The organism is Sphingobium sp. WR1 (genome assembly GCF_059693745.1).
This window is the reverse complement of sequence record NZ_JCATID010000006.1, coordinates 247,330-268,770: the sequence shown is the minus strand read 5'-3', so window position 1 is coordinate 268,770 and position 21,441 is coordinate 247,330. Positions and strand designations below refer to the sequence as shown.

18 protein-coding genes are annotated in these 21,441 nt (G+C 65.6%); 12 read left to right on the top strand and 6 right to left on the bottom strand.

Features of this window, described 5'->3' with window-relative positions:
- Window positions 1–109 precede the first annotated feature (109 nt).
- From AC58EF_RS10565 to AC58EF_RS10545, 5 genes are all read left to right on the top strand, one after another.
- Window positions 110–790 carry an extensin-like domain-containing protein gene (locus AC58EF_RS10565; RefSeq protein ID WP_497276106.1) on the top strand — a complete coding sequence of 227 codons (681 nt, stop codon included), beginning with the start codon at window positions 110–112 and terminating at the stop codon, window positions 788–790.
- Between the two features lie 69 nt (window positions 791–859).
- Complete coding sequence (locus AC58EF_RS10560) at window positions 860–1,738, top strand: LOG family protein (RefSeq protein ID WP_497276104.1); 879 nt, start codon at window positions 860–862, stop codon at window positions 1,736–1,738.
- A gap of 170 nt (window positions 1,739–1,908) precedes the next feature.
- Complete coding sequence (locus AC58EF_RS10555) at window positions 1,909–2,574, top strand: pyrimidine 5'-nucleotidase (protein ID WP_497276103.1); 666 nt, start codon at window positions 1,909–1,911, stop codon at window positions 2,572–2,574.
- Between the two features lie 15 nt (window positions 2,575–2,589).
- Window positions 2,590–3,429: a 2,3,4,5-tetrahydropyridine-2,6-dicarboxylate N-succinyltransferase gene (gene dapD / locus AC58EF_RS10550; RefSeq protein WP_497276139.1), complete on the top strand. Its 840-nt coding sequence runs from the start codon at window positions 2,590–2,592 to the stop codon at window positions 3,427–3,429.
- A 55-nt stretch (window positions 3,430–3,484) separates the two neighbouring features.
- Window positions 3,485–4,306 carry a winged helix-turn-helix domain-containing protein gene (locus AC58EF_RS10545; protein ID WP_497276102.1) on the top strand — a complete coding sequence of 274 codons (822 nt, stop codon included), beginning with the start codon at window positions 3,485–3,487 and terminating at the stop codon, window positions 4,304–4,306.
- A gap of 269 nt (window positions 4,307–4,575) precedes the next feature.
- Here the strand turns inward: AC58EF_RS10545 and AC58EF_RS10540 are convergent, their stop codons facing one another.
- Genes AC58EF_RS10540 through AC58EF_RS10530 form a run of 3 tightly spaced genes read right to left on the bottom strand, consistent with a single transcriptional unit; the run spans window position 4,576 to window position 7,174 of the window.
- Window positions 4,576–5,565: a DUF2891 domain-containing protein gene (locus tag AC58EF_RS10540; RefSeq protein ID WP_497276099.1), complete on the bottom strand. Its 990-nt coding sequence runs from the start codon at window positions 5,563–5,565 to the stop codon at window positions 4,576–4,578.
- The gene (locus AC58EF_RS10535) at window positions 5,562–6,500 is read right to left on the bottom strand and encodes a DUF979 domain-containing protein (RefSeq protein WP_497276098.1); all 939 of its coding nucleotides are present in this window, start codon (window positions 6,498–6,500) and stop codon (window positions 5,562–5,564) included. Before AC58EF_RS10535 ends, AC58EF_RS10540 begins: the two co-directional genes overlap by 4 nt.
- A complete protein-coding gene (locus AC58EF_RS10530) occupies window positions 6,497–7,174 on the bottom strand; it encodes a DUF969 domain-containing protein (RefSeq protein ID WP_497276097.1) in 678 nt (225 codons plus the stop codon). Before AC58EF_RS10530 ends, AC58EF_RS10535 begins: the two co-directional genes overlap by 4 nt.
- A gap of 379 nt (window positions 7,175–7,553) precedes the next feature.
- Between AC58EF_RS10530 and fucP the strand changes: the two genes are divergently transcribed.
- From fucP to AC58EF_RS10500, 6 genes are all read left to right on the top strand, one after another.
- Entirely contained in the window at window positions 7,554–8,846 is a 1,293-nt protein-coding gene (gene fucP, locus AC58EF_RS10525) for an L-fucose:H+ symporter permease (protein ID WP_497276095.1), read from the top strand.
- Between the two features lie 17 nt (window positions 8,847–8,863).
- Window positions 8,864–9,967: a mandelate racemase/muconate lactonizing enzyme family protein gene (locus AC58EF_RS10520; RefSeq protein ID WP_497276094.1), complete on the top strand. Its 1,104-nt coding sequence runs from the start codon at window positions 8,864–8,866 to the stop codon at window positions 9,965–9,967.
- Window positions 9,964–10,698 carry an SDR family oxidoreductase gene (locus tag AC58EF_RS10515; protein ID WP_497276092.1) on the top strand — a complete coding sequence of 245 codons (735 nt, stop codon included), beginning with the start codon at window positions 9,964–9,966 and terminating at the stop codon, window positions 10,696–10,698. Before AC58EF_RS10520 ends, AC58EF_RS10515 begins: the two co-directional genes overlap by 4 nt.
- Window positions 10,699–10,768: 70 nt before the next feature.
- Window positions 10,769–11,839, top strand: coding sequence for an aldo/keto reductase (locus AC58EF_RS10510; protein ID WP_497276090.1), 1,071 nt, complete (start codon window positions 10,769–10,771; stop codon window positions 11,837–11,839).
- A complete protein-coding gene (locus AC58EF_RS10505) occupies window positions 11,836–12,141 on the top strand; it encodes a UxaA family hydrolase (protein ID WP_497276089.1) in 306 nt (101 codons plus the stop codon). The genes AC58EF_RS10510 and AC58EF_RS10505 overlap by 4 nt, the downstream gene beginning before the upstream one ends.
- On the top strand, window positions 12,138–13,337 hold the full coding sequence (locus AC58EF_RS10500; protein WP_497276088.1) for a UxaA family hydrolase: 1,200 nt from the start codon (window positions 12,138–12,140) through the stop codon (window positions 13,335–13,337). The genes AC58EF_RS10505 and AC58EF_RS10500 overlap by 4 nt, the downstream gene beginning before the upstream one ends.
- Before the next feature lie 11 nt (window positions 13,338–13,348).
- Here the strand turns inward: AC58EF_RS10500 and AC58EF_RS10495 are convergent, their stop codons facing one another.
- Entirely contained in the window at window positions 13,349–14,146 is a 798-nt protein-coding gene (locus tag AC58EF_RS10495; RefSeq protein WP_497276087.1) for an IclR family transcriptional regulator, read from the bottom strand.
- 254 nt (window positions 14,147–14,400) lie between these two features.
- On the opposite strand from AC58EF_RS10495, the gene AC58EF_RS10490 reads away from it, so the two are divergent.
- On the top strand, window positions 14,401–16,791 hold the full coding sequence (locus AC58EF_RS10490) for a glycoside hydrolase family 95 protein (protein WP_497276086.1): 2,391 nt from the start codon (window positions 14,401–14,403) through the stop codon (window positions 16,789–16,791).
- Here the strand turns inward: AC58EF_RS10490 and AC58EF_RS10485 are convergent.
- Both AC58EF_RS10485 and AC58EF_RS10480 read right to left on the bottom strand, forming a co-directional pair.
- Window positions 16,784–18,067 (bottom strand): SGNH/GDSL hydrolase family protein, encoded by a 1,284-nt coding sequence (locus AC58EF_RS10485; RefSeq protein ID WP_497276085.1) that lies wholly within the window; start codon window positions 18,065–18,067, stop codon window positions 16,784–16,786. The two genes, AC58EF_RS10490 and AC58EF_RS10485, sit on opposite strands and share 8 nt — an antisense overlap.
- 52 nt (window positions 18,068–18,119) lie before the next feature.
- On the bottom strand, window positions 18,120–20,903 hold the full coding sequence (locus AC58EF_RS10480; protein ID WP_497276083.1) for a TonB-dependent receptor: 2,784 nt from the start codon (window positions 20,901–20,903) through the stop codon (window positions 18,120–18,122).
- Window positions 20,904–21,441: the final 538 nt, after the last annotated feature.

Here is a 21,441-nt window from a genome sequence, read left to right as displayed (position 1 = left end):
TCGGCGGCACTAATGGCATCCCGGAAAGAGTCAAGCCGAATGTCCAAATGCGACGAATGGTTGACGCCGTTAACCCACCGTCTTGCTTCCGGTGGTAAATGCTTGATTCATGGTAGAGCGGGCGAAGGGCAAGCTGCGTGGTGCGGCCTGTGCCGTGCTGTTGGCTGGCACGATGACATTGGCGGGATGCGGCGGCGACCTGGTGCCGCGCGGCAAGGTCGTGCGCGCGTCCAAGCCGGTTCGCGCGCCCGCCCGTCCGGCGCTGGAAACGCGGCAATGTTTCGCCCGGCTGCAATCGCAGGCGGTGTCCTTCACCCCCTTGCCCGACCAGAATTTCGGCGGCGGATGCAGCGCGATCGGCAGCGTCAAGCTGCTCGACATCGGCGTGCCGGCCACGGGGCTGGGCGCGATGACCTGCAACCTTGCCGCCAATTTCGCTGCCTGGGCGCGCTATGGCGTGCAGCCCGCCGCGCGGCTGATACTGGGCGCGGAGATAGAGAAGATCGAGACGTTCGGCACCTATAATTGCCGGCCGATCGCGGGCAGCGGAAAACTCAGCGAACATGCGCACAGCAATGCGATCGACGTGTCCGCCTTCATCCTGTCCGACGGGCGGCGGATCAGCATCCAGAAGGACTGGAACGGCGACAAGCAGACCCGCCAGTTTCTCAGCCTGATCCACGCCAGCGCCTGCAAGCGCTTCAACACCGTGCTCAGCCCCGACTATAACGCCGCGCACCATGACCATTTCCATTTCGACATGGGAGGAAAGGGCGGCTTCTGCCGCTGAGGGGCGATCCGCCGCATTTGCCGCGATCCGGACTTGGTTTTGTCATTGCCGCGCACTAGGTTGGTGCGAATGACGAAAAAAGAAATTGAAGAACGCAAATTCCGCCCGGCCCGCGAAGAGGCCCATGACGCCCGCAAACAGCTCGATACGCCCCAGACGCAGAGCGCAGCCTATAAGCTGGCCTTCCAGGACAATGAATTTCTGCTGCGCGAGGATCTGCGCCCCGTCCGCTTCCAGTTGGAATTGCTCAAGCCCCAGTTGCTGATGGATGAGGCGAAGATCGAATCGACCTTTGTCTTCTACGGGTCGGCCCGTATTCCCGAACCGGATCAGGTGCAGGCGCGGATCGACGCGGCGACGACGCCCGAACAGAGGCGCGTCGCCGAAAATCTGGGCAGGAAGGCCTATTATTATGAAGAAGCGCGCAAGCTGGCGCGAATCGCCGCCCAATATCCGGTGAATGCGGCGGGATGCCGCCATTTCGTCGTCTGCTCGGGCGGTGGCCCCTCGATCATGGAGGCAGCCAATCGCGGCGCGGTGGATGTCGGCCAGACCACCATCGGCATGAACATCGTCCTGCCGCACGAACAGGCGCCCAACCGCTTCGTCACGCCGGAGCTGAGCTTCCAGTTCCACTATTTCGCGCTGCGCAAGATGCACTTCCTGCTGCGCGCCCGCGCGCTGGCGGTGTTCCCCGGCGGCTTCGGCACGTTCGACGAGATGTTCGAACTGCTGACGCTGATCCAGACCGGCAAGATGAAGCCGATCCCGATCCTGCTCTACGGCAAGGAATTCTGGACCCGCGTGGTGGATTTCGACGCGCTGGCCGACGAGGGCGTGATTTCGCCGACCGACCTCAACCTGCTGACCTGGGTGGAGACGGCCGAGGAGGGCTGGGCCGCGGTGCAGCGTTTCTATCAGGACAGCGAAGCGCCGGGCTGCGGCTGATCAAATAATCGCCGTCGTTCCCGCGGAGGCGGGAACCCATCTCCAAACCGCGCAACAGGATGAAAGGTCAGGAGATGGATCCCCGCCTGCGCGGGGATGACGATGATGGTAGGTAAACTCTGATTTCTTCCGCGCTTGCCCTCTCCGCCACAGGGGATTAGGGCGCGGCCATGCGCGCGGATGTGGCCCATGTCGACACCTGGATCTTCGATCTGGACAATACGCTCTATCCGGCGAAGGCGGACCTGTTCGCGCTGATCGACGTGAAGATGGGCGAATATATCCAGGCGTTGCTGGGCTGCGACCCGGTGATCGCGCGCCAGACGCAGAAGCGTTATTTCATGGAGCATGGCACGACCCTGTCGGGCCTGATGCACCATCATGGCATCGAGCCGCGCGAATTTCTCGACTATGTCCATGACATATCGATGGACCGGCTCGAAATGGACAGCGACCTCAACAGTCGCATCGCCGCGCTGCCGGGCCGCCGTCTGATCTTCACCAATGGCGATGCCGCCTATGCCGGGCGGGTGCTGGACAGGCTCGGCCTAACCGGCGCGTTCGAGCTGATCCACGACATCCACGCCTGCCAATATGTGCCCAAGCCCGATCCGTCGGGCTATGCCGAACTATGCCGGGTGCACAGGGTCGATCCGACCCGCGCCGCCTTCTTCGAGGATATGGCCCGCAACCTGAAGCCCGCCAAGGCGATCGGCATGACCACCATCTGGGTCAATAACGGATCGGAAGCGGGCAATCACGATCATCATCCCGATTTCATCGATTTCGAAACCGACCATCTGACGCCATTTCTGGCCGACATCATTGGGGACTGAACCATGAGCCAAGACCTGCCAAATGACCTGATCGCCATTATCGACGCCGCCTGGGAAGACCGCGCCGACGTCAACCTCCAGACCCAGGGCGAGGTCCGCCAGGCGGTCGACAAGGCGCTGGCGCTGCTCGACAAGGGCGAACTGCGCGTCGCCGAGCCGACCGCGGATGGCTGGCAGGTCAACCAGTGGGCGAAGAAGGCGGTGCTGCTCTCCTTCCGCCTCAACGACAACAGCATGATCGACAATGGTCCGGGCGCGGGCCATTGGTGGGACAAGGTGCCGAGCAAGTTCGCCGGCTGGGACGAGGCGGCCTTCCGCGCCGCCGGTTTCCGCGCCGTGCCGGGCAGCTTCGCCCGCGCCGGATCGCATATCGCGAAGAATGTCATCCTGATGCCCAGCTTCGTCAATATCGGCGCCTTCGTCGACGAAGGCACGATGGTCGACACCTGGGTGACGGTGGGCAGCTGCGCCCAGATCGGCAAGAATGTGCATCTGTCGGGCGGCGTCGGCATCGGCGGCGTGCTGGAACCGCTCCAGGCCGACCCGGTCATCATCGAGGATGACTGCTTCATCGGCGCGCGTTCGGAAGTGGTCGAAGGCGTGCGCATCGGCAAGGGTTCGGTGCTGTCGATGGGCGTGTTCATCGGCATGTCGACCAAGATCGTCGACCGCACCACCGGTGAGGTCTTCATCGGGCAAGTGCCGCCCTATTCGGTCGTCGTCCCCGGCAACCTGCCCGGCAAGCCGCTGCCCGACGGCACGCCCGGCGCCAGCCTTTATTGCGCCGTGATCGTCAAGCGCGTCGACGCGCAGACCCGGTCCAAGACCGGCATCAACGAATTGCTGCGCGACTGAGCGCTATATCCGTTCGTGTCGAGCGAGTCGGGAACGCGCGCGACACGAACGGAACATGGAAAGGCTGCTCGGCGCGGAGGGTGTATCCCGGCCGCACGGTTGCGCTGGCAGGACGGGGCTGCCCGATCGGGGACGGTTGTGCGCTGGCGGCAGCGTCATTGCCGCGATGATCGCCCTGCATAGACGCCTGCTCATCGTCGATGACGACGCCCCGCTGACGGCCCGGCTGGCCGACCTGTTCGCCCAATATGGCTTTTCCGTCGATGCCGCCGCCACGGCGGGCGCGATGCGCGCGATGCTGGGGCAGAAGGATTATGCGCTGGTGGTGCTCGATCCGCTGGTGCAGGCCGATCATGGCGGCGCGCTGCTGCGCGAACTGGTGACGGAGCATCGGCTGCTTGTGATCCTCCATTCGGCCGCCTGCACGGAGGCGACCCGGATCGCGGCGCTGGAAATGGGGGCCGAGGATTGCCTCAGCAAGCCCGCCAATCCGCGCGAACTGCTGGCCCGCATCCGCACCGCCCTGCGCGGGCAGACGCCGGGCAAGCCCGTGCCGGCGGCCGGCGCCGTCCGCTTTGCCGGCTGGCGGGTCGACTTGCAGACCGGGCAGTTGTACGACCCCGCCGGCATGTCCGTTCTGCTGTCGGACGGCGAGTTCCAGCTGCTCCGCGCCTTCATCGCACATCCGCGCCAGGTGCTGGACCGATCGCAACTGCTCGATGAGGTCCATGGCCGGACGAGCGAGCATTTCGACCGGTCGATCGACGTCCAGCTATGCCGCCTGCGCCGCAAGCTCGCCGCTTCTGGCCTCACCGGACCGGTCATCCGCACCATCCGCAACGAAGGCTATATGTTCGTCCATGCGGTGAGCAGCTAGTGACCCGAATCTGAAGTTCGTCACATAGTGGGGCAGGCGCTGAACGAACTTCAGATTCATCAGGGTCACTAGCAAATATATGATTCTAGTGTGGTTTATGGATTTGAAATACGCTCCGAGCCTAGCCGCTACAATGAGGCGTATTTCAAATCCACCACACTAGAGCATCGTGCGCAAAAGTGGGAACCGGTTTTGCGCGAAAACGATACGACAACAAATAATGAGAGCGCGCGTCCTGCCTCCGATTTAACGCAGCGCGCTCCAATAGCTCATTCCAGTGCGAGCAGCGCGAAGGTCGCCAACCAATGTTCGCCCATATAGTCGCCCGCGACATGGGGCAGACTGGCATCGATATGGACGCGCGCGGCCGCCTGCGCGCGAGCGGCGACCGGGTCGCTATCCCCCAGCGCAACTGCGATCGCCCGCCAGCACCAGGCGCGGCTGAGGTTCAATCCATCCAGATGCGCGATCTTGCCGTCGCTACGGTCGGATACGGTGGCGGGGGTGAAAAGCGTCGCCGGTTCTCCCCCCGCCAGATGCGGCAGGAAGCCATGGAACCAGTCGGCGAAATCGCCCGGCTCCAGCAGGCGGCTCATCAGCAGCGCCTCGCACAAGGCGGGGGAGAGAAATTCGTCGCCGCCCGGCTCCCAGGCCTGGCAGGCGCGGTCCTGCCCGAACCAGTGCAGCGCCCGCTCCCGGATCAGGGCGATCAGCGCCGGGTCGCGGTCCCGCGCCCAGCCGAGCGCCAGCGTCAGCGCGAAGGCGATGTTGAAGTGGGTGCCGACGCGCAGCGGATAGGTGAGCTTCGGCAGGAAGCCATGGAAGCGTGCGGCGAAATCGGTCGCCAGCGGCTCCAGCGCCACCGCCCAGGGCGCGTCATGCCGCGCCAGTTCCTGGTGCAGCGCGAGCAGCCAGGCCCAGCCATAGGGCCGCTCGAACCCGGCGCTCATCGGCCGGGCGAGATAGGCGCGTTCGCCCGCCACCTTGTCCGGTGTCAGCATTTCGTCGGCGCGGGCGCGGATCGCCGCTGCCTGCGGCAGATCGGGGAAGAGGCGCAACAGCCGCATCATCTGCCACCAGCCATGGACGCAGCTATGCCAGTCGAAACTGCCGTGGAAGATCGGATGATGCTCCGCCGGTTCGCGCGCATCGTCCGGCCCGTTCAGTATCAGGTCCATCTTGAAGGGATAGCGCTTGCCGAGATGCGACAGCGTCAGCGACGCGAAGCGGCCGGCAATGTCCTGGGTCAGGAGGGTCATGGGAAAGCCAGCCAGTAGATGAGCAGGATGTTGACGATCAGCAGCGGCAGCGCGGTGCCGACCTGCCGCTTGATGACGCCATGCTGATCCTTCAGCTCCAGCAGGGCGGCGGGGACAAGGTTGAAGTTGGCGGCCATCGGCGTCATCAGCGTGCCGCAGAAGCCCGTGAGCATACCGATGGCGCAGATGATCGCCGGATCGCCATGATAGCGATGGATCAGCAGGGGCACGCCGATCGCCGCCGTCATCACCGGGAAGGCGGCGAAGGCATTGCCCATGACGATGGTGAAGAGGGCCATGCCCAGACCATAGGCGATCACCGCGCCGATCAGGCTGCCCTGCGGGATCGCCTGTTGCACGATGCCGCCGACCGCTTCCCCCACGCCCGCCAGCGCGAACACCGCACCCAGGCTGGCGAGCATCTGCGGCAGGATCGCGGCCCAGCCAATACAGTCCATCAGCCGCCGCCCCTGTTGCAACGGCACCTGCGCACCGGCGCGCAGCCAGATACAGCCCACCGTCATGGCGATCAGCACCCCCAGCGCCAGCGCGATCAGCGTCGTCTGCTTGCCGTCGAACCAGTCCGGCGCCTGTTTGAAGAGGAAGGTGCCGGTCAGCGCGGTCGCGGGAATGATGAGCGCGACGACGAACAGGCGGTTGCCGAACCGGTCGGCGCGCGCCTGCCGTGTCTCCGGCGGCACCACGCCGTCGCCTCGGCCGAGGCCGCCCAGCGCGCCCAGACCGATGAGGCCCAGCACCAGCAGGCCATTGCCGACATCGCCCAGCCGGTCGCCCGCCCACATGCTGACCGCCAGCAGCCCCCAGAAGGCCGCATTGCACCAGCAGCGCGGATTGCTCCGGTCGCGCGCGCCCAGCAGGGCGAACGCCGCGAAGATCGCGCCGGTCAGCGCATAGACCCAATGGAGCGTGATCATGGCTGCGCCTCCCTGCGCCGCCGTTTCAGGCGCCGGTCCAGCATCCACAGGCGGAAGCCATGGATCAGGAAGGCGGCGATGGCGGTCGGGATCGCCCAAACCGACAGCTGGAGCGGCTCCAGCAGGATGTCATATTGTTCCAGCAGCCCCTTGATCAGCAGGATGGAGCCGATGGCGAGGAAAATGTCCTCGCCGAAAAAGAGGCCGATATTGTCGGTCGCCGCGGCCCAGGCCTTCACCTCCTCGCGCTCTTCCTCGTCCAGCCCGCCCGCCTGCGCCTCCGCCACCGCCTCCGCGATCGGTGCGACCAGCGGGCGCACCGTCTGGGCATGGCCCGCCACCGTTGTCAGGCCGACCGCCGCCAGCCCCTGCCGCAGCAGCATGTAGAAGGCCAGGAACTGGCCCACGGTCGCGCCGCGCATCCGGGCGATCAGGCCGCGCGCGCGCTCCTGAAGGCCATTCGCCTCCAGCAGGCCGACCACCGGCAGCACGATCCAGATGATGCTAACATAGCGCGCCTCGTTGAACGCCTTGCCGAAGGCGGCGAGGATGGCGAGCGGATCAAGCCCCGCCGTCAGACCGGTGACGATGGCCGAAGCGAGGATGACGAGCAGCGGATGGAAGCGCAGGACGAATCCCGCGACGATCACCGCAATGCCGAGCAGCACCCACATGCGCGGCGCGCCCTAGCGCTTCCGCCTGCGCGTCGAAGGAAAGGGGTTCGTCGCCGGGATCGCGGAAGGAAGCATGGGCAGGAATACTCGCAAGCATGGCGGGCGGGAGGCCCGTTGGCCCCATGTTGCCCGTCTCCCCTCGACGCAGCAAGCCGGTAGCCTTTACGTCGCAAATATTTCGGGATGCGAGAGTGGAAGCGACATTCCGAATCCCGAATGTATTTTTATATACAAATTTCTTTTCGTATGCGAAAGTTTGCCATATGAAGGCTGCCACCCTATGCGCACGGACGGGAGAGGACGGGACACCAATGACCCGCGCAAACAGCAAACCCTGTCGAAAGGCGATGCCGCAGAAAGCTGCGGAGGGCCGCCTGCCATGACTCTCGCCCCGTCCCTCGACGCTCCCCGGCGGGAATGGCGGCAGGGTATCAGCCTTGCGCTGGTGCTGACCATCAGCCTCTATGCCCTGTGGGGCATGGCGCACAATCTGAACGACATTCTGATCGCCCAGTTCAGAAAGGCGTTCGCGCTCAGCGACCTCCAGTCCAGCTTCGTGCAGTCGAGCTTCTACCTCGCCTATCTGATCATGCCGATTCCGGTCGCGATGTTCATGCAGCGCTATGGCTACAAGCGGGGCATCGTCACCGGCCTGTGCCTCTATGGCGCCGGGGCTCTGCTGTTCTGGCCGGCGGCGGAGGCGATGACCTATGGCGCCTTCCTGGGCGCGCTGTTCATCATCGCCTGCGGACTGACCTTTCTGGAGACGGCGGGGACCGGCATCGTCGTCGTACTGGGTTCGCCCGAACGCGCCGAATGGCGCATCAACCTGGCCCAGGCTTTCAATCCGCTCGGCGCGATCACCGGTGTCCTCGTCGGACGGCAGTTCATATTCTCCGGCGACGAGCCGGCAGCCGTCGCCCATGCATCGACCGACGCCGCCTACCGGATCGCGGCAGCCCATGCGGTCCAGATTCCCTATCTGGTGATCGCGCTCGTCGTCCTTTCCATCGGTGCGCTGGTGGCGGCGACGCCCTTCCCCGCCGCCGCGACCGATCGCCGGCAGGGCCGGGCGCTGTCCGGCATCGGACAACTGCTGCGGTCCCGGATCTTCCGCTACGGCGTCGTGGCCCAGTTCTTCTATGTCGGCACGCAGATCGGGGTCTGGAGCTTCTTCATCCGCTATGCGCAGGTCGCCTCGCCGGGAATGCCCGAGCGGCTGGCGGCGACGCTCCTCACCTGCTCGCTCGTCGCCTTTCTGGCTGGCCGCTTCGTTTCGCTCGCGCTGTTGCGGCGCTACTCGTCGGCCCAGATCGGTAGCGCGTTCGCCGCGGGCGCCGCGCTGCTCACGGTCGTTGCCATAGCCCTCCCCGGCCCATCCGGCATCGCCGCGCTGATCGGGGTCAGCTTCCTGATGTCTGTCATGTTCCCCGCCATCTTCGCGATCGGGTTGCACGGCAACGCCGCATATTCGAAGCCGGCGTCGGCGCTGATGATCATGGCGATCACCGGCGGCGCCGCGCTGACCGCCGCGATGGGCTGGATTTCCGATCAGGCGACCATCGCGCTTGCCTACTGCGTCCCGCTGGCCGGCTTCATCGTGGTCTTCCTCTATTGCGTGGCGGCCGTGCGCTCTGGCCGAACCGGCGCCGCCGTCGCCTCCGCCCATTGAATGCAAGGAGATATCGTTTGGCAAAAATCACACGAGTGGACTGGACCATGGTCGACCTGCTGCCGAAGGTGCGGCGGGAGGATGCGATCCAGGCCTTCGCGAGTCAGGAAACGCCGATCGTCCGCATCACCGACAGCGACGGCGTCGTCGGCACGGGATACAGCTATACGATCGGAACCGGCGGGCCTTCGGTGATGCGCCTGATCGAACGCACGCTCGCCCCTGCCCTGCTGGGCCGGGACGCCGAAGCCATCGAGCGGATCTGGCGCGACCTTCATTTCCTGACCCATGCCACCACGGTCGGCGCGATCACCTCCATCGCGCTCGCCGCGATCGACACCGCCCTGTGGGATTTGCGCTGCCAGCGCGCCAGGCTTCCGCTCCACCGCCTGCTGGGCGGGACGCAGGACAGCGTCGCCCTCTACACGACCGAAGGCGGCTGGCTCCATCTCGACGCCGAGGCGCTGCGCGACGACGCGCTGCGGGCCAAGGCCCAGGGTTTCGCCGGCGCCAAGATCAAGATCGGCCGGCCCCCGCGCGAGGACATGGCGCGACTCAGCGCCGTGCGCGACGCCGTCGGCGGGGAATTCGAGATCTTTACCGATGCGAACCAGGCCTTTGCCGTCGACGAGGCGATCCGCCGCGCCCATCTATATTCGGAACTCGATATCGGCTGGCTGGAGGAGCCGTTGCCCGCCGATGATATCGAGGGGCATGTGCGCCTGTCGCGTTCCACCACGATCCCGGTCGCGGTGGGAGAGAGCCTCTACAGCCACCTGCATTTCCGCGACTATCTGCAACGGGGAGCGTGCTCGGTCGTCCAGGTCGATGCCGGCCGCATCGGCGGCATCACGCCCTGGATCAAGGTCGCCCACCTCGCCGAATGTTTCAACGTGGCGGTCGCGCCGCACTTCCTGATGGAACTGCATGTCGCGCTCTGCGCGGCCGTACCCAATGCGCGCTGGGTGGAATATATCCCGCAGCTTGATTCCATCACGACCGAGCCGATGCGGGTCGAGCAGGGCCGCGCCATACCCAGTGATCGCCCGGGCCTTGGGATCGCCTGGGACTTCGCCGAAATCGGGAAGCGCAGCGTGGAACAGGGATTCGTCGCGGCATGACGGGGCGTCTTCAGGGCAAGCGGGCGATCGTCACCGCGGCGGGCCAGGGCATCGGCCGCGCGAGCGCCGAGCTTTTCGCGCGCGAAGGCGCCGATGTCCTCGCCCTCGACATCAACGAAGCCGCGCTGGCGACGCTGACGGGATGCCGCACCGCGCGGATCGACCTGCTCGACGGCGACGCCATCGCCGGGCTTGCCGGGGGTGAGACGGAAATCGACGTTCTTTTCAATTGCGCGGGCTATGTCGATGCCGGCACGATCCTCGATCTTACCGATGCCGGCTTCGACCTCTCCTTCGATCTCAACGTGCGTTCGACGACACGCATGATCCGCGCCTTCCTGCCCGCCATGATCGCCCGTGGCGGGGGATCGATCGTCAACATGGCCTCGGTCGCCGGCCCCATGATCGGCGTTGCCGGCCGCTATGCCTATTGCGCGTCCAAGGCCGCCGTCGCCGGTCTCTCGCGCTCGATCGCCGTGGACTTCATCGGGCAGGGCATAAGGTGCAACGTCATTTGCCCGGGAACCGTCCAGTCGCCCTCGCTCGACGAACGGCTGGCGGCGACGGGAAATGCCGAAGAGGCGCGCCGGGCATTCGTTGCGCGTCAGCCGATGGGCCGCATCGGCCGCCCCGAGGAGATCGCCCAACTGGCCCTGCATCTCGCGTCCGACGAGAGCGCCTACACAACCGGTTCCGTCATCGCCATCGATGGCGGATGGACCGCGGCATGACGGACACCGCGCCCATCGCCTTCGTCGACGCCGATCGCCGCCCATTTCCCCACCGGCTGGGCATCGGCCTGTGACCGACCCGGTAGCATATATGGCCGGCGACACGCCCCACCCCCTCCCCACGCGGCCGCTGGGATCGACCGGCTTGCGGCTGACCGAGCTTGGCTTTGGCGGCGCACCGATCGGCAACCTCTATCGGGAGGTTTCCGAAGCCGAGGCGCTGGCCACCGTCGAGCAGGCGTTGGCTGCCGGCATCGGCTATGTCGATACCGCGCCATTCTATGGCCTGGGCCTGAGCGAGACCAGGCTGGGACTGGCCCTGCGCGACCGCGCGGCGCCGGTCGTCTCCACCAAAGTCGGACGCCTGCTCGTCCCCGACGCCAGCGTCACGGACGGCAGCGAACGCTATGGCTTCCGCTCGGCCATGCCCTTCGCGCCGATGTTCGACTATCGCTACGACGCAATCCTGCGCTCGCACCGCGAGAGCCTCGAACGCCTCCGCATCCCGCGTATCGACATACTCTATATTCACGACATCGGCCGGCTGACCCATGGCGAGCGTCATGCGGCGATGTGGCGCCAACTGGTGGACGAGGGCGGGCTGGAGGCGCTGGAGCAGTTGCGCGCCGCCGGCACGATCGGCGCCTATGGTGCGGGCGTGAACGAGATCGAAGCCTGCCTCGACCTTCTTTCGGTCGCCCGGCCCGACGTGATCCTGCTCGCCGGACGCTACACGCTGCTGGAACAGGAACCGCTCGACCGCCTCTTTCCCACCTGCGCCGGGGCCGGCGTCTCGATCGTCGTCGGCGGCCCCTATAATAGCGGCATTCTCGCCAGTGGCGTGCGTGCGGGGAAACCGGCGCATTACGACTATGGCGCGGCGCCCGCGGCCATCGTCGAGCGGGTGGCGGCGATGGAAGCGATCGCCGACCGTCACGCCATCTCGCTGGCCGCGGCGGCCCTCCAGTTTCCGCTTGCCCATCCCCTGGTCGCGAGCGTGATACCGGGCATCGAGACGCCGGCGCGGGTGGCCGAGACAATGCGGCTTTACGAAACGCGGATTCCCGCCGGTTTCTGGTCGGATCTGAAAGAGGCGGGCCTGCTCCACGCGGCCGCCCCGGTTCCGGGCGACGCGCCATGAACGCGCCGCCCCAAGGCCTGGTGCGCCTGCACGAGGCGGACAATGTCGCGATATGCTGCCGCGACATCGCGCAAGGCGAGCGGCTGCGCGTCGCCGGCCTGGAACTGATCGCCGGGGAACCCGTCGCACTCGGCCACAAGCTGGCGCTGCGCTCCCTCGCCGTCGGCGAGAAAGTCGTCAAATATGGGATGCCGATCGGATCGATGACCCGGCCGGTGACGACGGGCGGCTGGGTGCATGTCCACAACATGGCCAGCGACTATCTGCCCGCCCATCATCGCGGCGAACGGGGGCAGCCATGACCGGACCGGGCTGGCTGCGCGCCGACGGGCGCAAGGGCATCCGCAATGTGATCATCGTCGCCTATCTCGTCGAGTGCGCGCATCATGTCGCGCGCGCGGTCGTCGATGGCGCGCGCGACGACAGCATCCACCTTGTCGGCTTTCCCGGCTGCTATCCCAACGGCTATGCGCTCGACCTGATGACGGCGCTCGCCACCCATCCCAATGTCGGCGGCGTGGTGCTGCTCTCGCTGGGCTGCGAAGGGTTCGACCGCGCGGCGCTCGCCTCGGCCATCGCGGCCAGCGGCCGTCCGGTCGAGACCGTGGTGATCCAGGAAGCCGGCGGCACCCGGGGGGCGATCGTGGCCGGTGTCGAGGCGGTCGCCCGAATGCGCCGACAGGCCGACGCCCTGTTCGCCCGCGTCGACATCGGCGTTTCCGACCTGGTCATAGGGACGATCTGTGGCGGATCGGATGGAACCAGCGGGATCACCGCCAATCCGGCGGTCGGACGCGCCTTCGACCGTCTGGTCGACGCCGGGGCCACCTGCATCTTTGAGGAAACGGGCGAGATGATCGGCTGCGAGGGCCATATGGCCGGACGCGGCGCCACCGCGCAAGCCACGGCCGCCATCGGCGCCGCCATCGCGCAGGCGGACGGCTATTATCGCGCCATGGGCCTGGGCAGCTTCGCGCCCGGCAATGCCGACGGGGGATTGAGCAGCCAGGAGGAAAAATCGGCCGGCGCCTATGCCAAATCCGGCACCCGGCCGATCTGCGGCGTCATCCGCCCGGCCGAACGCCCGCCTTCGCCGGGGCTTTGGCTGCTCGATGTCGTCCCGTCGGGCGCGCCGAAATTCGGCTTTCCCAATATCGCCGACAATGCGGAGATCATCGAACTCATCGCCTGCGGCGCTCATGCGATCCTGTTCACGACCGGCCGGGGATCGGTGGTGGGTTCGGCAATCTCGCCCGTTCTCAAGGTCTGCGCCAACCCGGAAACCTATCGCCGCATGTCCGGCGACATGGACATCAATGCGGGCGCCGTCCTGGAGGGACGCGCCACGCTGGACGATGTCGCCGGAGATATTTTCGACCGGCTTCTCTCCGTCGCGCGCGGGGCATCGACAGTCTCCGAAGACCTCGGCCACCGCGAGTTCCTGCTGACCTACAAGTCGGACATGGAGGCCGGGGCGGGATGCCGGATCGGCGCCTGAACCGCCCCGGCCTAAAGCCGGTTGTCGCTCGGCACCAGTTCCGATGCGACGCGGGCGGCGGCGGCGCGCAACGCCCGGATCACCACCTCCTTGCTCACCTTCGCAAGGCGCGAATGGGCGAAGGGAACCGCCATCGCCGCCGCCGCCCGGTCGCCCCGGATGATCGGCGCGGACAGGTCCGTGATGCCGTCGATGAAAGCGCTCGGAAGCTCGGCATAGCCCTGAGCCCGGATCGCCTCGCAGGTCGCGCGGAAGGCGCCCAGTTCCGTCTTCTTGAGCCTGGGATCGAAATAGCTTTCCCACTCCGCCTGAATATGCGGCGGCTGGAACGCGAACAAGGTGGCGCCCGAAGTGGTCTGATAGAGCGGCTTGCGATAGCCCACGCGCACGGTGAAGCCGATCTGTTCCATCGACTCCATGCGCGCCACGACGACCATTTCGCCCATGGAATGAAAGGCGAGCAGGCTGGACTGGCCCGTCTCGTAGGTCAGTTCGCGCATGATGGGCAGCGCGATCTCGACAAGATTGCGCAGCGGCGGCCGTTCCAGCCCGATCTCGAACAGGCGGCTGGTGAGGCTGTAACCGCTGTCACCCTGCGCGACGAAGCCCCGCCGTTCGAGAACCTGGATCATGCGGAACAGCTCCCCGTGCGAGCGGCCCAGCTTTTGAACGATCGCGCCGGCCGTCAGCGGATGGTCCTCGCGCGCCAGCAGTTCGAGTATGTCGAGCCCCTTCTCCAGCGCCGGCGCCGTGTAGAGGGGCTTGTCTTCGGTCTCGCTCCGGTCTTCTTTCCCGGTCTGGCGCGCCACGGGCTTGCTCCTGTCATATCTGGGCGCCGCGCCTTCCCTGTAGCGCGCGATCGCAGCCTGCCGATGCTTATCACCTGTGTGGCACTTTTCACCAGTGAATTTCAACGGGTCCCAATCGCCGTGCCAGGCAGACGGACTGGACGGTACAATCGAACGAACGGCGTGGGAGGAAATCCAGTGCAAGCAACTGTCCGAATGGGGGCGTCGATCTCCCGCCCGCTCCTGGCCGGAGCGCGAGAGCTGGAGGCAGTCGCATGAGAACCAGCCGCCGGACCTTCATCGCCGGGGCGACCGCCACAGCATTCATTCCGGGGATCGCCAAAACGGCGCCGGCGCCGGTCGGCCGCCGGCTCTGGTATCGCCAACCGGCCGAGCGCTGGCTGCAGGCCCTGCCGATCGGCAACGGCAGGCTGGGCGGGATGCTGTTCGGCGGCATCGGGCAGGAACGTATTCACCTGTCGGAATCCACTATCTGGTCGGGCGCGCCACCCCGCCAATCCGTCGATCCGAACGCCCGCACGCATATCGGACCGATCCGCGAGCTGATGTTCGCCGGCCGTTTCGACGAAGCCGATGCGCTGTGCGAAAAGCATCTGTTGGGCCGGGAGGAGCAGTTCGGCACCGCGCTTCCGCTCGGCTTCCTCGATATCGACCTCGGCCATGACGGCGCGGTGGACGATTATAGCCGCTGGCTCGATCTTGCGCAGGCGATCGCGGGCGTGGAATATCGGGTCAAAGGCGTCGCATACCGGCGGGAAGCCTTCGCCTCGCACCCCGATGGGATCATCGCGCTGCACTTCTCGGGCGGGGCCGGCGCGCGGTTCGGCGCCCGGATCCGCATCGCCCCGCCCCATCTGCCCGGAACGGCTTCGACCCTGCGCTCCGATACGCTGCTGTTCGAAGGGCAGGCGCTCGAAACCGTCCACAGCGACGGCAAGCACGGCGTTCGCGTGGCCGCGGCCGTCAGGGCGATTGTCGAAGGCGGCCGCCTGACCGCAACGGCGGGGGAAATTGCCGTGGAAACGGCCACGTCGCTGACGCTGCTGGTCGGCATCGCCACCGACATGAGCCATGCCGATCCGGCGACGGCTGCCCAGGCCGCCGTCGAAGCTGCGGCCGCCAAGGGATATCGCCGGCTGCGCGCCGATCATGTTGCCGATCATAAAGCATTGTTCGACCGTGCATCGCTCTCGCTCGGCGGCGCCGCCGCAGCCGCGCTCCCGACCGACAAGCGCCGGCAACGCCTGGCCGCGGGCACGCCCGACCCGGACCTTGCCGCATTGTTCTTCGATTTCGGCCGTTATCTCACCATCGCCGGATCGCGCCCGGATTCGCCCTTGCCCCTGGCGCTACAGGGGATCTGGAACGACGGACGCGCGGCGGCGATGGGCTGGTCCAACGATTTCCACCTGGATATCAACACCCAGCAGAATTACTGGGCCTGCGAGGTGGCCAACCTGTCCGAATGCCATGCCTCGCTCTGGCCGTTCCTCGATCGTCTCAGCCGCCATGGCGCGGCGACGGCGCGCACACTCTACGGCGCGCGCGGCTGGGTGGCCCATGTCGTATCCAATCCCTGGGGCTTCACCGCGCCCGGCTGGGGAAATGGCTGGGGCATCTTCGTCGGCGGCGGCCTGTGGCTGGCCCTTGACCTGTGGGACCATTTTCAGTTCCGCGAGGACCGAACCTTCCTGCGCGAAACGGCGTGGCCGGTATTGCGCGGCGCGGCCGACTTCTTCCTCGACTATCTCGCCGAGCATCCCAGGACCGGCCAGCTGGTGACGGGCCCGTCAATTTCGCCTGAAAATGCATTCAAATCGCCTGCGACCGGGCGCGCGATCGCCAACAGCATGGGGCCGACCTGCGACCTGGTGCTCGTGCGCCAGCTCTTTTCCGCCTGTATCGAGGCGAGCGTGTTGCTCGGCATCGAGCCGGCGTTGAGGACGCGGCTGGAAGCCGCCCGCGACCGGCTGCCCCCACTGCGCGTCGGTCGGGACGGGCGCCTCCAGGAATGGCTGGAGGATGTCGAGGACGCCCAGCCGAGCCATCGCCACACCTCGCATCTGATCGCGCTCTATCCCTATGCGCAGATCGACCCGCAACGGACCCCCGACCTTGCCAAGGCCGCCAGCACGACGATCGCGCGCAGGCTGGCGCAGAGCGACTGGGAGGACACCGAATGGAGCCGGGCCAATTTCATCGCCTATCATGCCCGGCTGCGCGATGGCGACGAGGCCGAACGGCATCTGCGCGGCCTGATAACCGGCGACGCGGACGATGGCCTGCTAACCTATTCGCGCGGAGGAATCGCCGGCGCGACTGAGGATATCTTCGCAGTCGACGGCAATATGGCCGGCACGGCCGCCGTCGCCGAAATGCTGCTGCAATCGCACCGGGGCGAGATCGCGCTTCTCCCCGCGCTCCCCACCGTCTGGGAGGCTGGCGAGGTGCGTGGCCTCAAGGCCAGGGGCGACGTCACGGTGACGATCGGCTGGAGCGGCGGCCGCCCGCGTCATGTCGAACTGGTGGCAGCGCGCGCGGGTCTGCGGCGGATCAGCTTTGGCGGCAGGACGATCGAGGTCCACCTGCCCCCCGGACGACCGCTGGTGCTGGGACCGGATCAGATCGGGGCGCTGATCATCTGAGCCTTTTCTGGTCGTACAACAGCGCGAGCGGGATCGCCTCAGCCATCCTGCGATAGCCGGCGACCGAGGGATGGATATGATCCCCGCCGTCGAATTCCGGAAGCAACCGGTCCGGCTGGGCGGGATCGCGCACCGCTGCGTCGAAATCGATCACCGCGTCGAAATGTCCGGGCGTCCGTATCCAGCGATTGACCTGCTGGCGATCCGCCTCGTTGGCGCCGTCGGGATGATAATAGTCCGATCCGCCATAGGGCATGATCGTGCCGCCGACGATTCGGATGCCACGGGAACGGGCCTGCGCGATGATGACCCGATAGGCATCGATCAGCGTCTCCACGAAGCGTTCGTGTCGTTGCGCGGACACCGGCTGCTCGCGCGTCAGGGAACCCAGATCGTTCACGCCCTCCAGCAGGATGATCGTCTTCACCCCCGGTATCGACCAGACGTCGCGATCGAGCCTGTCGAGCAGGCGCGGGCCGATGATGTCCGTCAGGATTCGGTTGCCGCCGATCCCCTGATTCACCACCGCCGTCAGGCCCGGCCTGCCGCTTTCGGCCAGCCGTTCGGCAAGGATGTCGGGCCAGCGGTCGTTGCCGTCGACCGTCGACATATAGCTGTCGGTGATCGAATCGCCCAGCGCCAGCACCGCCCCCGACTTGCCGTCCTTCAGCGCGGCGACTGCGGAGAGGTGATACCAGTGACCTATCGGTTCGGCGTCGGCCAGTGTAGCGGATGCGACCTGATCGCCGGGCGCGAGGAAGCTGGTCGCCCGCGCGTCGCCATGCCCCGTCAGGATGGTGGGCGCGCGCGTCACGCGGATGCTGATGGCGAGCGTGGAGCGCGCGGGGGCCGCCAGCGATACCGGATCGGACCAGACGTCGTGACCGGGGGAGAGAGTCACGGCCGTCTGGCCCGAAAAGGTGAGGGAGCGCCGCGTCGCCGCCACAATCGCACTATTGCCCGGCCCCCGGCCCATCGCGATGCCCGCCGCCGCGATTTCCAGGGATTGCTGGCCGAAGGCGTTGGAAAGCCGGACCCGGAACAGCCGCCCGCCCGCGCTGATGTGCACAAGTTCGCGAAAGGTGCGGCCTTCCAGCGGAACCGTTTCGAGCCAGTGCGTCGGGGTTGCCGCGACCTGGCCCGATGTCCACACCGCGACCCAATGGCGGGCCGGTGGCGCGGCCGAAATGGGCGTAAGGCCGAGCGAAAGGAGGAACAGCGCCAGCCAGCGCGCAATGTGCGAAAGTCCGGGCGCTGTCCGGCGGGAATGGCGCATGATGTCTCCCTTTGCCCAAGGGCGGTAGTTGCCGCCCTTGGGATATTTTTGTCTATATCTTTGCGCGAACACCGAAGACGAAGCGCCGGCCGGTCTTCAGATATTGCCGGTCGAGGCCGAAATTGTTGACGTGACGACGTATGCTGTTGGTCAGATTCTCGAAGTCCAGCGACATGGTGACCTGGGGGGTTATATCGTAGCTGATCGAACCGTCGAGCTGGCCATAGGCATTCTCATATTCGCGGTCGCCAAAATAATTCCCCTCGCCCGTGTCATACTTGCCGCGCCAGTTATAATAGGCCCGGGCGCCGACACCCCATTTCTCGAAGAAGGCGCCAATATTGTAGGAGAATTTCGAGACGCCCGGCAGAGGGAACGGCAATCCGTCCTGTTCCGCGGGAACCTTCGGCGCGTCGATATAGGTCGCGTTGCCGAAGACTCCGAAGCCGTTGAGGGCGCCGGGCAGGAAGGTGAACGGGACCTGCGCGCCGAACTCGATGCCCTTGATCTTCACATCCTCCAGGTTGATCGGCTGGTTGCGCCGGAAGGTCAGGGTCACGGTGGAACCGTCCGCCTTCGTCGCGGTTCGGGTATCCAGGGTCTGGCCGTTGACGATGAAGTCCTTCACGTCCTTGTAGAAGAACGCCAGCGAAATCAGGCCCGAATGCGGCAGATAATATTCGAACGACAGGTCAAGCTGGTTGGCTTTGTAGGGCTTCAGATACGGATTGGCGGAGAAGATCGACAACACGTTCGCATTGACGGTCAGCCCCACGCCCAGTTGCCCGAATTCCGGCCGGGCCAGCACCCGCGCCGCGGCAAAACGCACCAGCAGCGAAGGGGTCAGCTCGTATCGCAGGTTCAGGCTGGGCAGGAAATAATCATAGCTGCTCTCAGCACGGAGCTGATCGCTCGCCGGCACGATCGTCCCCACTCCGTCCGCCGCGATCTGGATCGCGTCTAAATCGGCCCCATAGCCCTTGGAGACCAGTTCGGTGTGGACGAAGCGTCCGCCGACATTGCCCGACAGGCGATCCGACATGCCCTGGAAATTGACCATCGCATAGCCGGCTGCCGTCTTTTCCCGCACGTCGAGGCCGGAAGCCAGCTGCTCGGTCAGTGGCGAGTTCTGCTCCAGCGTCGACCGCGGGATGATCGAGAAGAATTTGTTGAAATCGAAATAGAGGAACGACGGCAGGAAATTGGGAACGCCGGTATTGTACGAGGCGACCGAAAGGATCGGGGCGGCGTTGACGCTGCCTCCCTCGACCGTGGGTTGATAGACGAGCTGGCCGTTGGACAGCCTCGCCAGATCCTGCGCGGTGGTGTTGGCGGTGAATTGCCGGAAGGTGAAGTGGCGGTCGGAATAGAGCCCGCCGGCCTTGATCGAGCGCAGGAAGCCCGAACCCAGATCATAGGTCAGATCGAGCTTGGCCTCGATCATCCGGTCCCTGTTGTAGCTCTTATTTTCGTTCAGATTGTTGAAGGCGAAGGTCGAGGCGTCCAGCGGATCATAGCCGCTGTCGAACGTGACCGCCGGTCCGCCGCCCAGGCCGTCAGGATGGGTGATGGTCGCGTCGGCGCGACCGATGACGCCGGGATAGAAGGAGGAGCTGAAGGATTTGCCGAGCGAATAGTCGCCTTCCAGCTTCACATTGAGCCGGCCGAAATCCAGCTTGGTTCCAACCGTGCTCGAATATACGCGGTTGGTATTATGTACCGGCTGCGCGTCGGCCCGGAAATCGACGCCACGGGCGCTCATGCTCGTGACGAAACCCTGGGCGCCGCCCAGCAGCACGTCGTTGAAGCTGGTATCGATCGTGCTGCCGGTGATGCCATATTGCCCGCCCGGCGTGGCCGGCGCGATGTTGGTCCAGCGGATCGCCGAATCCAGCCCGACATCCTCATCGCGGAAATAGGAATAGAGACCGTTGGCGAAGAATTCGACCGTGTCGGACGGCTTCCACTGGACGGCGCTGGTGAGCGAGAAGCGGGTGCGGTCGTTGAAACGGATATAATAGGACTGCGCGTGGTCGAACGCATAGGTGTCGAGATAATCGCCGTCCCCATTATAGTCGACCGGGGGAACCTTGCCCGATCCGCTGGCTGTCGCCGCCGGGCTTTCGTTCGCGGTCTCCGCGCCATAGGATTGCAGGTCGTAGGAAAGGAGCTTGCGCTTCTCATATGCGACGCCGAAATTGATGCCGAAGGTGCGATCCTGATTCACCCAGGTGCCGATCATCGAGGCGCGCGGACCCGCTTTCTCGCGATTGGCGTTGTAAACCCCCTCCAGGCGCCCGGCGATCGTCGTCTTGCCGGTATCGAGCGGTTGCGGCGTACGGATATTGACTGTGCCCGACAGCCCGCCATCCTCCATCTCGGCGGTAGGCGACTTCTGCACTTCCACGGCGCTGACGAAATCCGGCGACAGATCAAGGAAATTGAAGGCCCGGCCCCCGCCGCTGACGATCTGGTGGCCATTGACCTGGGTCGACACGAAGCTCGGGCTGAGGCCGCGGATGCTGATGGCGCTGCCTTCGCCGCGGAAGCGAGTGATCTGGACGCCGGTCACGCGCTGCAGCGACTCGGCGATGTTGTTGTCGGGATATTTGCCGATGTCCTCTGCCGCGATGGTGTCGCTGATGATCGCGGAGTCGCGCTTGATCTTGTTCGCATTGTCGAGCGAGCGGCGGAATCCGGTAACGACGATGTCGCTTGAAACGGCATCGGCCGCGCCGGCCGGCTCGTCGGGCGCCGACTGGGCATGGGCGATGCCCGCGCTCGCCAACGTGGCGATCAGCGCCGTCAATGAACAGGCCGTCGTGAAGCGTTTCATGATCTTCTCTCCCCTCGATTTTCTATGTTGGCGGTCGCGACACATATCGACGGCCGCACGACCGGGGGCCTGTCTCCCCTCAACGAATTGGCTGGCTTGAAAAGCCACAAGTCTGGCCATGCGCTCTCCCCTCCCGCCGCCGCATAAGTCGGCGCTCGATATCGCATTGGCTACCACAGTATTTTTGTTGATGAAAGTATTTTTGTATATGGTGAGTTATGCACGACGACGCAGGCCGGTCGATGCGGCAAGCAGAGCCTTTTCGAGAAGCCATCGGAGCAGGTGCCCCTTCTCGGCGATCCGGCCCCCCTTCTTCCTGTCGCGGGAGTCTCGCAAGCAACGCTGTCATCGCTTGGGATCGACTGGATCAGTTGAGTCCGCCAGCCCACCGCTCAGCGCGCGTCAACCATCGCGCGCCAGGGGATGCCGTCAGGAACGCAGCTTTCCTTTCCCGCCCGGCAGGGTGCGGCGCCAGCTTGCGTTTTCGACCCAGAATACGTAGCGCGAATAACTATCATTAGCGATTCGAATGAGGGGA

Excerpts from the sequence above, each read along its gene's own strand:
- AC58EF_RS10565 (WP_497276106.1), top strand. The coding sequence starts at position 110 with ATGGTAGAGCGGGCGAAGGGCAAGCTGCGTGGTGCGGCCTGTGCCGTG.
- AC58EF_RS10560 (WP_497276104.1), top strand. The coding sequence starts at position 860 with ATGACGAAAAAAGAAATTGAAGAACGCAAATTCCGCCCGGCCCGCGAA.
- AC58EF_RS10555 (WP_497276103.1), top strand. The coding sequence starts at position 1,909 with ATGCGCGCGGATGTGGCCCATGTCGACACCTGGATCTTCGATCTGGAC.
- AC58EF_RS10545 (WP_497276102.1), top strand. The coding sequence starts at position 3,485 with ATGGAAAGGCTGCTCGGCGCGGAGGGTGTATCCCGGCCGCACGGTTGC.
- AC58EF_RS10540 (WP_497276099.1), bottom strand. The coding sequence starts at position 5,565 with ATGACCCTCCTGACCCAGGACATTGCCGGCCGCTTCGCGTCGCTGACG.
- AC58EF_RS10535 (WP_497276098.1), bottom strand. The coding sequence starts at position 6,500 with ATGATCACGCTCCATTGGGTCTATGCGCTGACCGGCGCGATCTTCGCG.
- AC58EF_RS10530 (WP_497276097.1), bottom strand. The coding sequence starts at position 7,174 with ATGTGGGTGCTGCTCGGCATTGCGGTGATCGTCGCGGGATTCGTCCTG.
- fucP (WP_497276095.1), top strand. The coding sequence starts at position 7,554 with ATGACTCTCGCCCCGTCCCTCGACGCTCCCCGGCGGGAATGGCGGCAG.
- AC58EF_RS10515 (WP_497276092.1), top strand. The coding sequence starts at position 9,964 with ATGACGGGGCGTCTTCAGGGCAAGCGGGCGATCGTCACCGCGGCGGGC.
- AC58EF_RS10505 (WP_497276089.1), top strand. The coding sequence starts at position 11,836 with ATGAACGCGCCGCCCCAAGGCCTGGTGCGCCTGCACGAGGCGGACAAT.
- AC58EF_RS10500 (WP_497276088.1), top strand. The coding sequence starts at position 12,138 with ATGACCGGACCGGGCTGGCTGCGCGCCGACGGGCGCAAGGGCATCCGC.
- AC58EF_RS10490 (WP_497276086.1), top strand. The coding sequence starts at position 14,401 with ATGAGAACCAGCCGCCGGACCTTCATCGCCGGGGCGACCGCCACAGCA.
- AC58EF_RS10485 (WP_497276085.1), bottom strand. The coding sequence starts at position 18,067 with ATGCGCCATTCCCGCCGGACAGCGCCCGGACTTTCGCACATTGCGCGC.
- AC58EF_RS10480 (WP_497276083.1), bottom strand. The coding sequence starts at position 20,903 with ATGAAACGCTTCACGACGGCCTGTTCATTGACGGCGCTGATCGCCACG.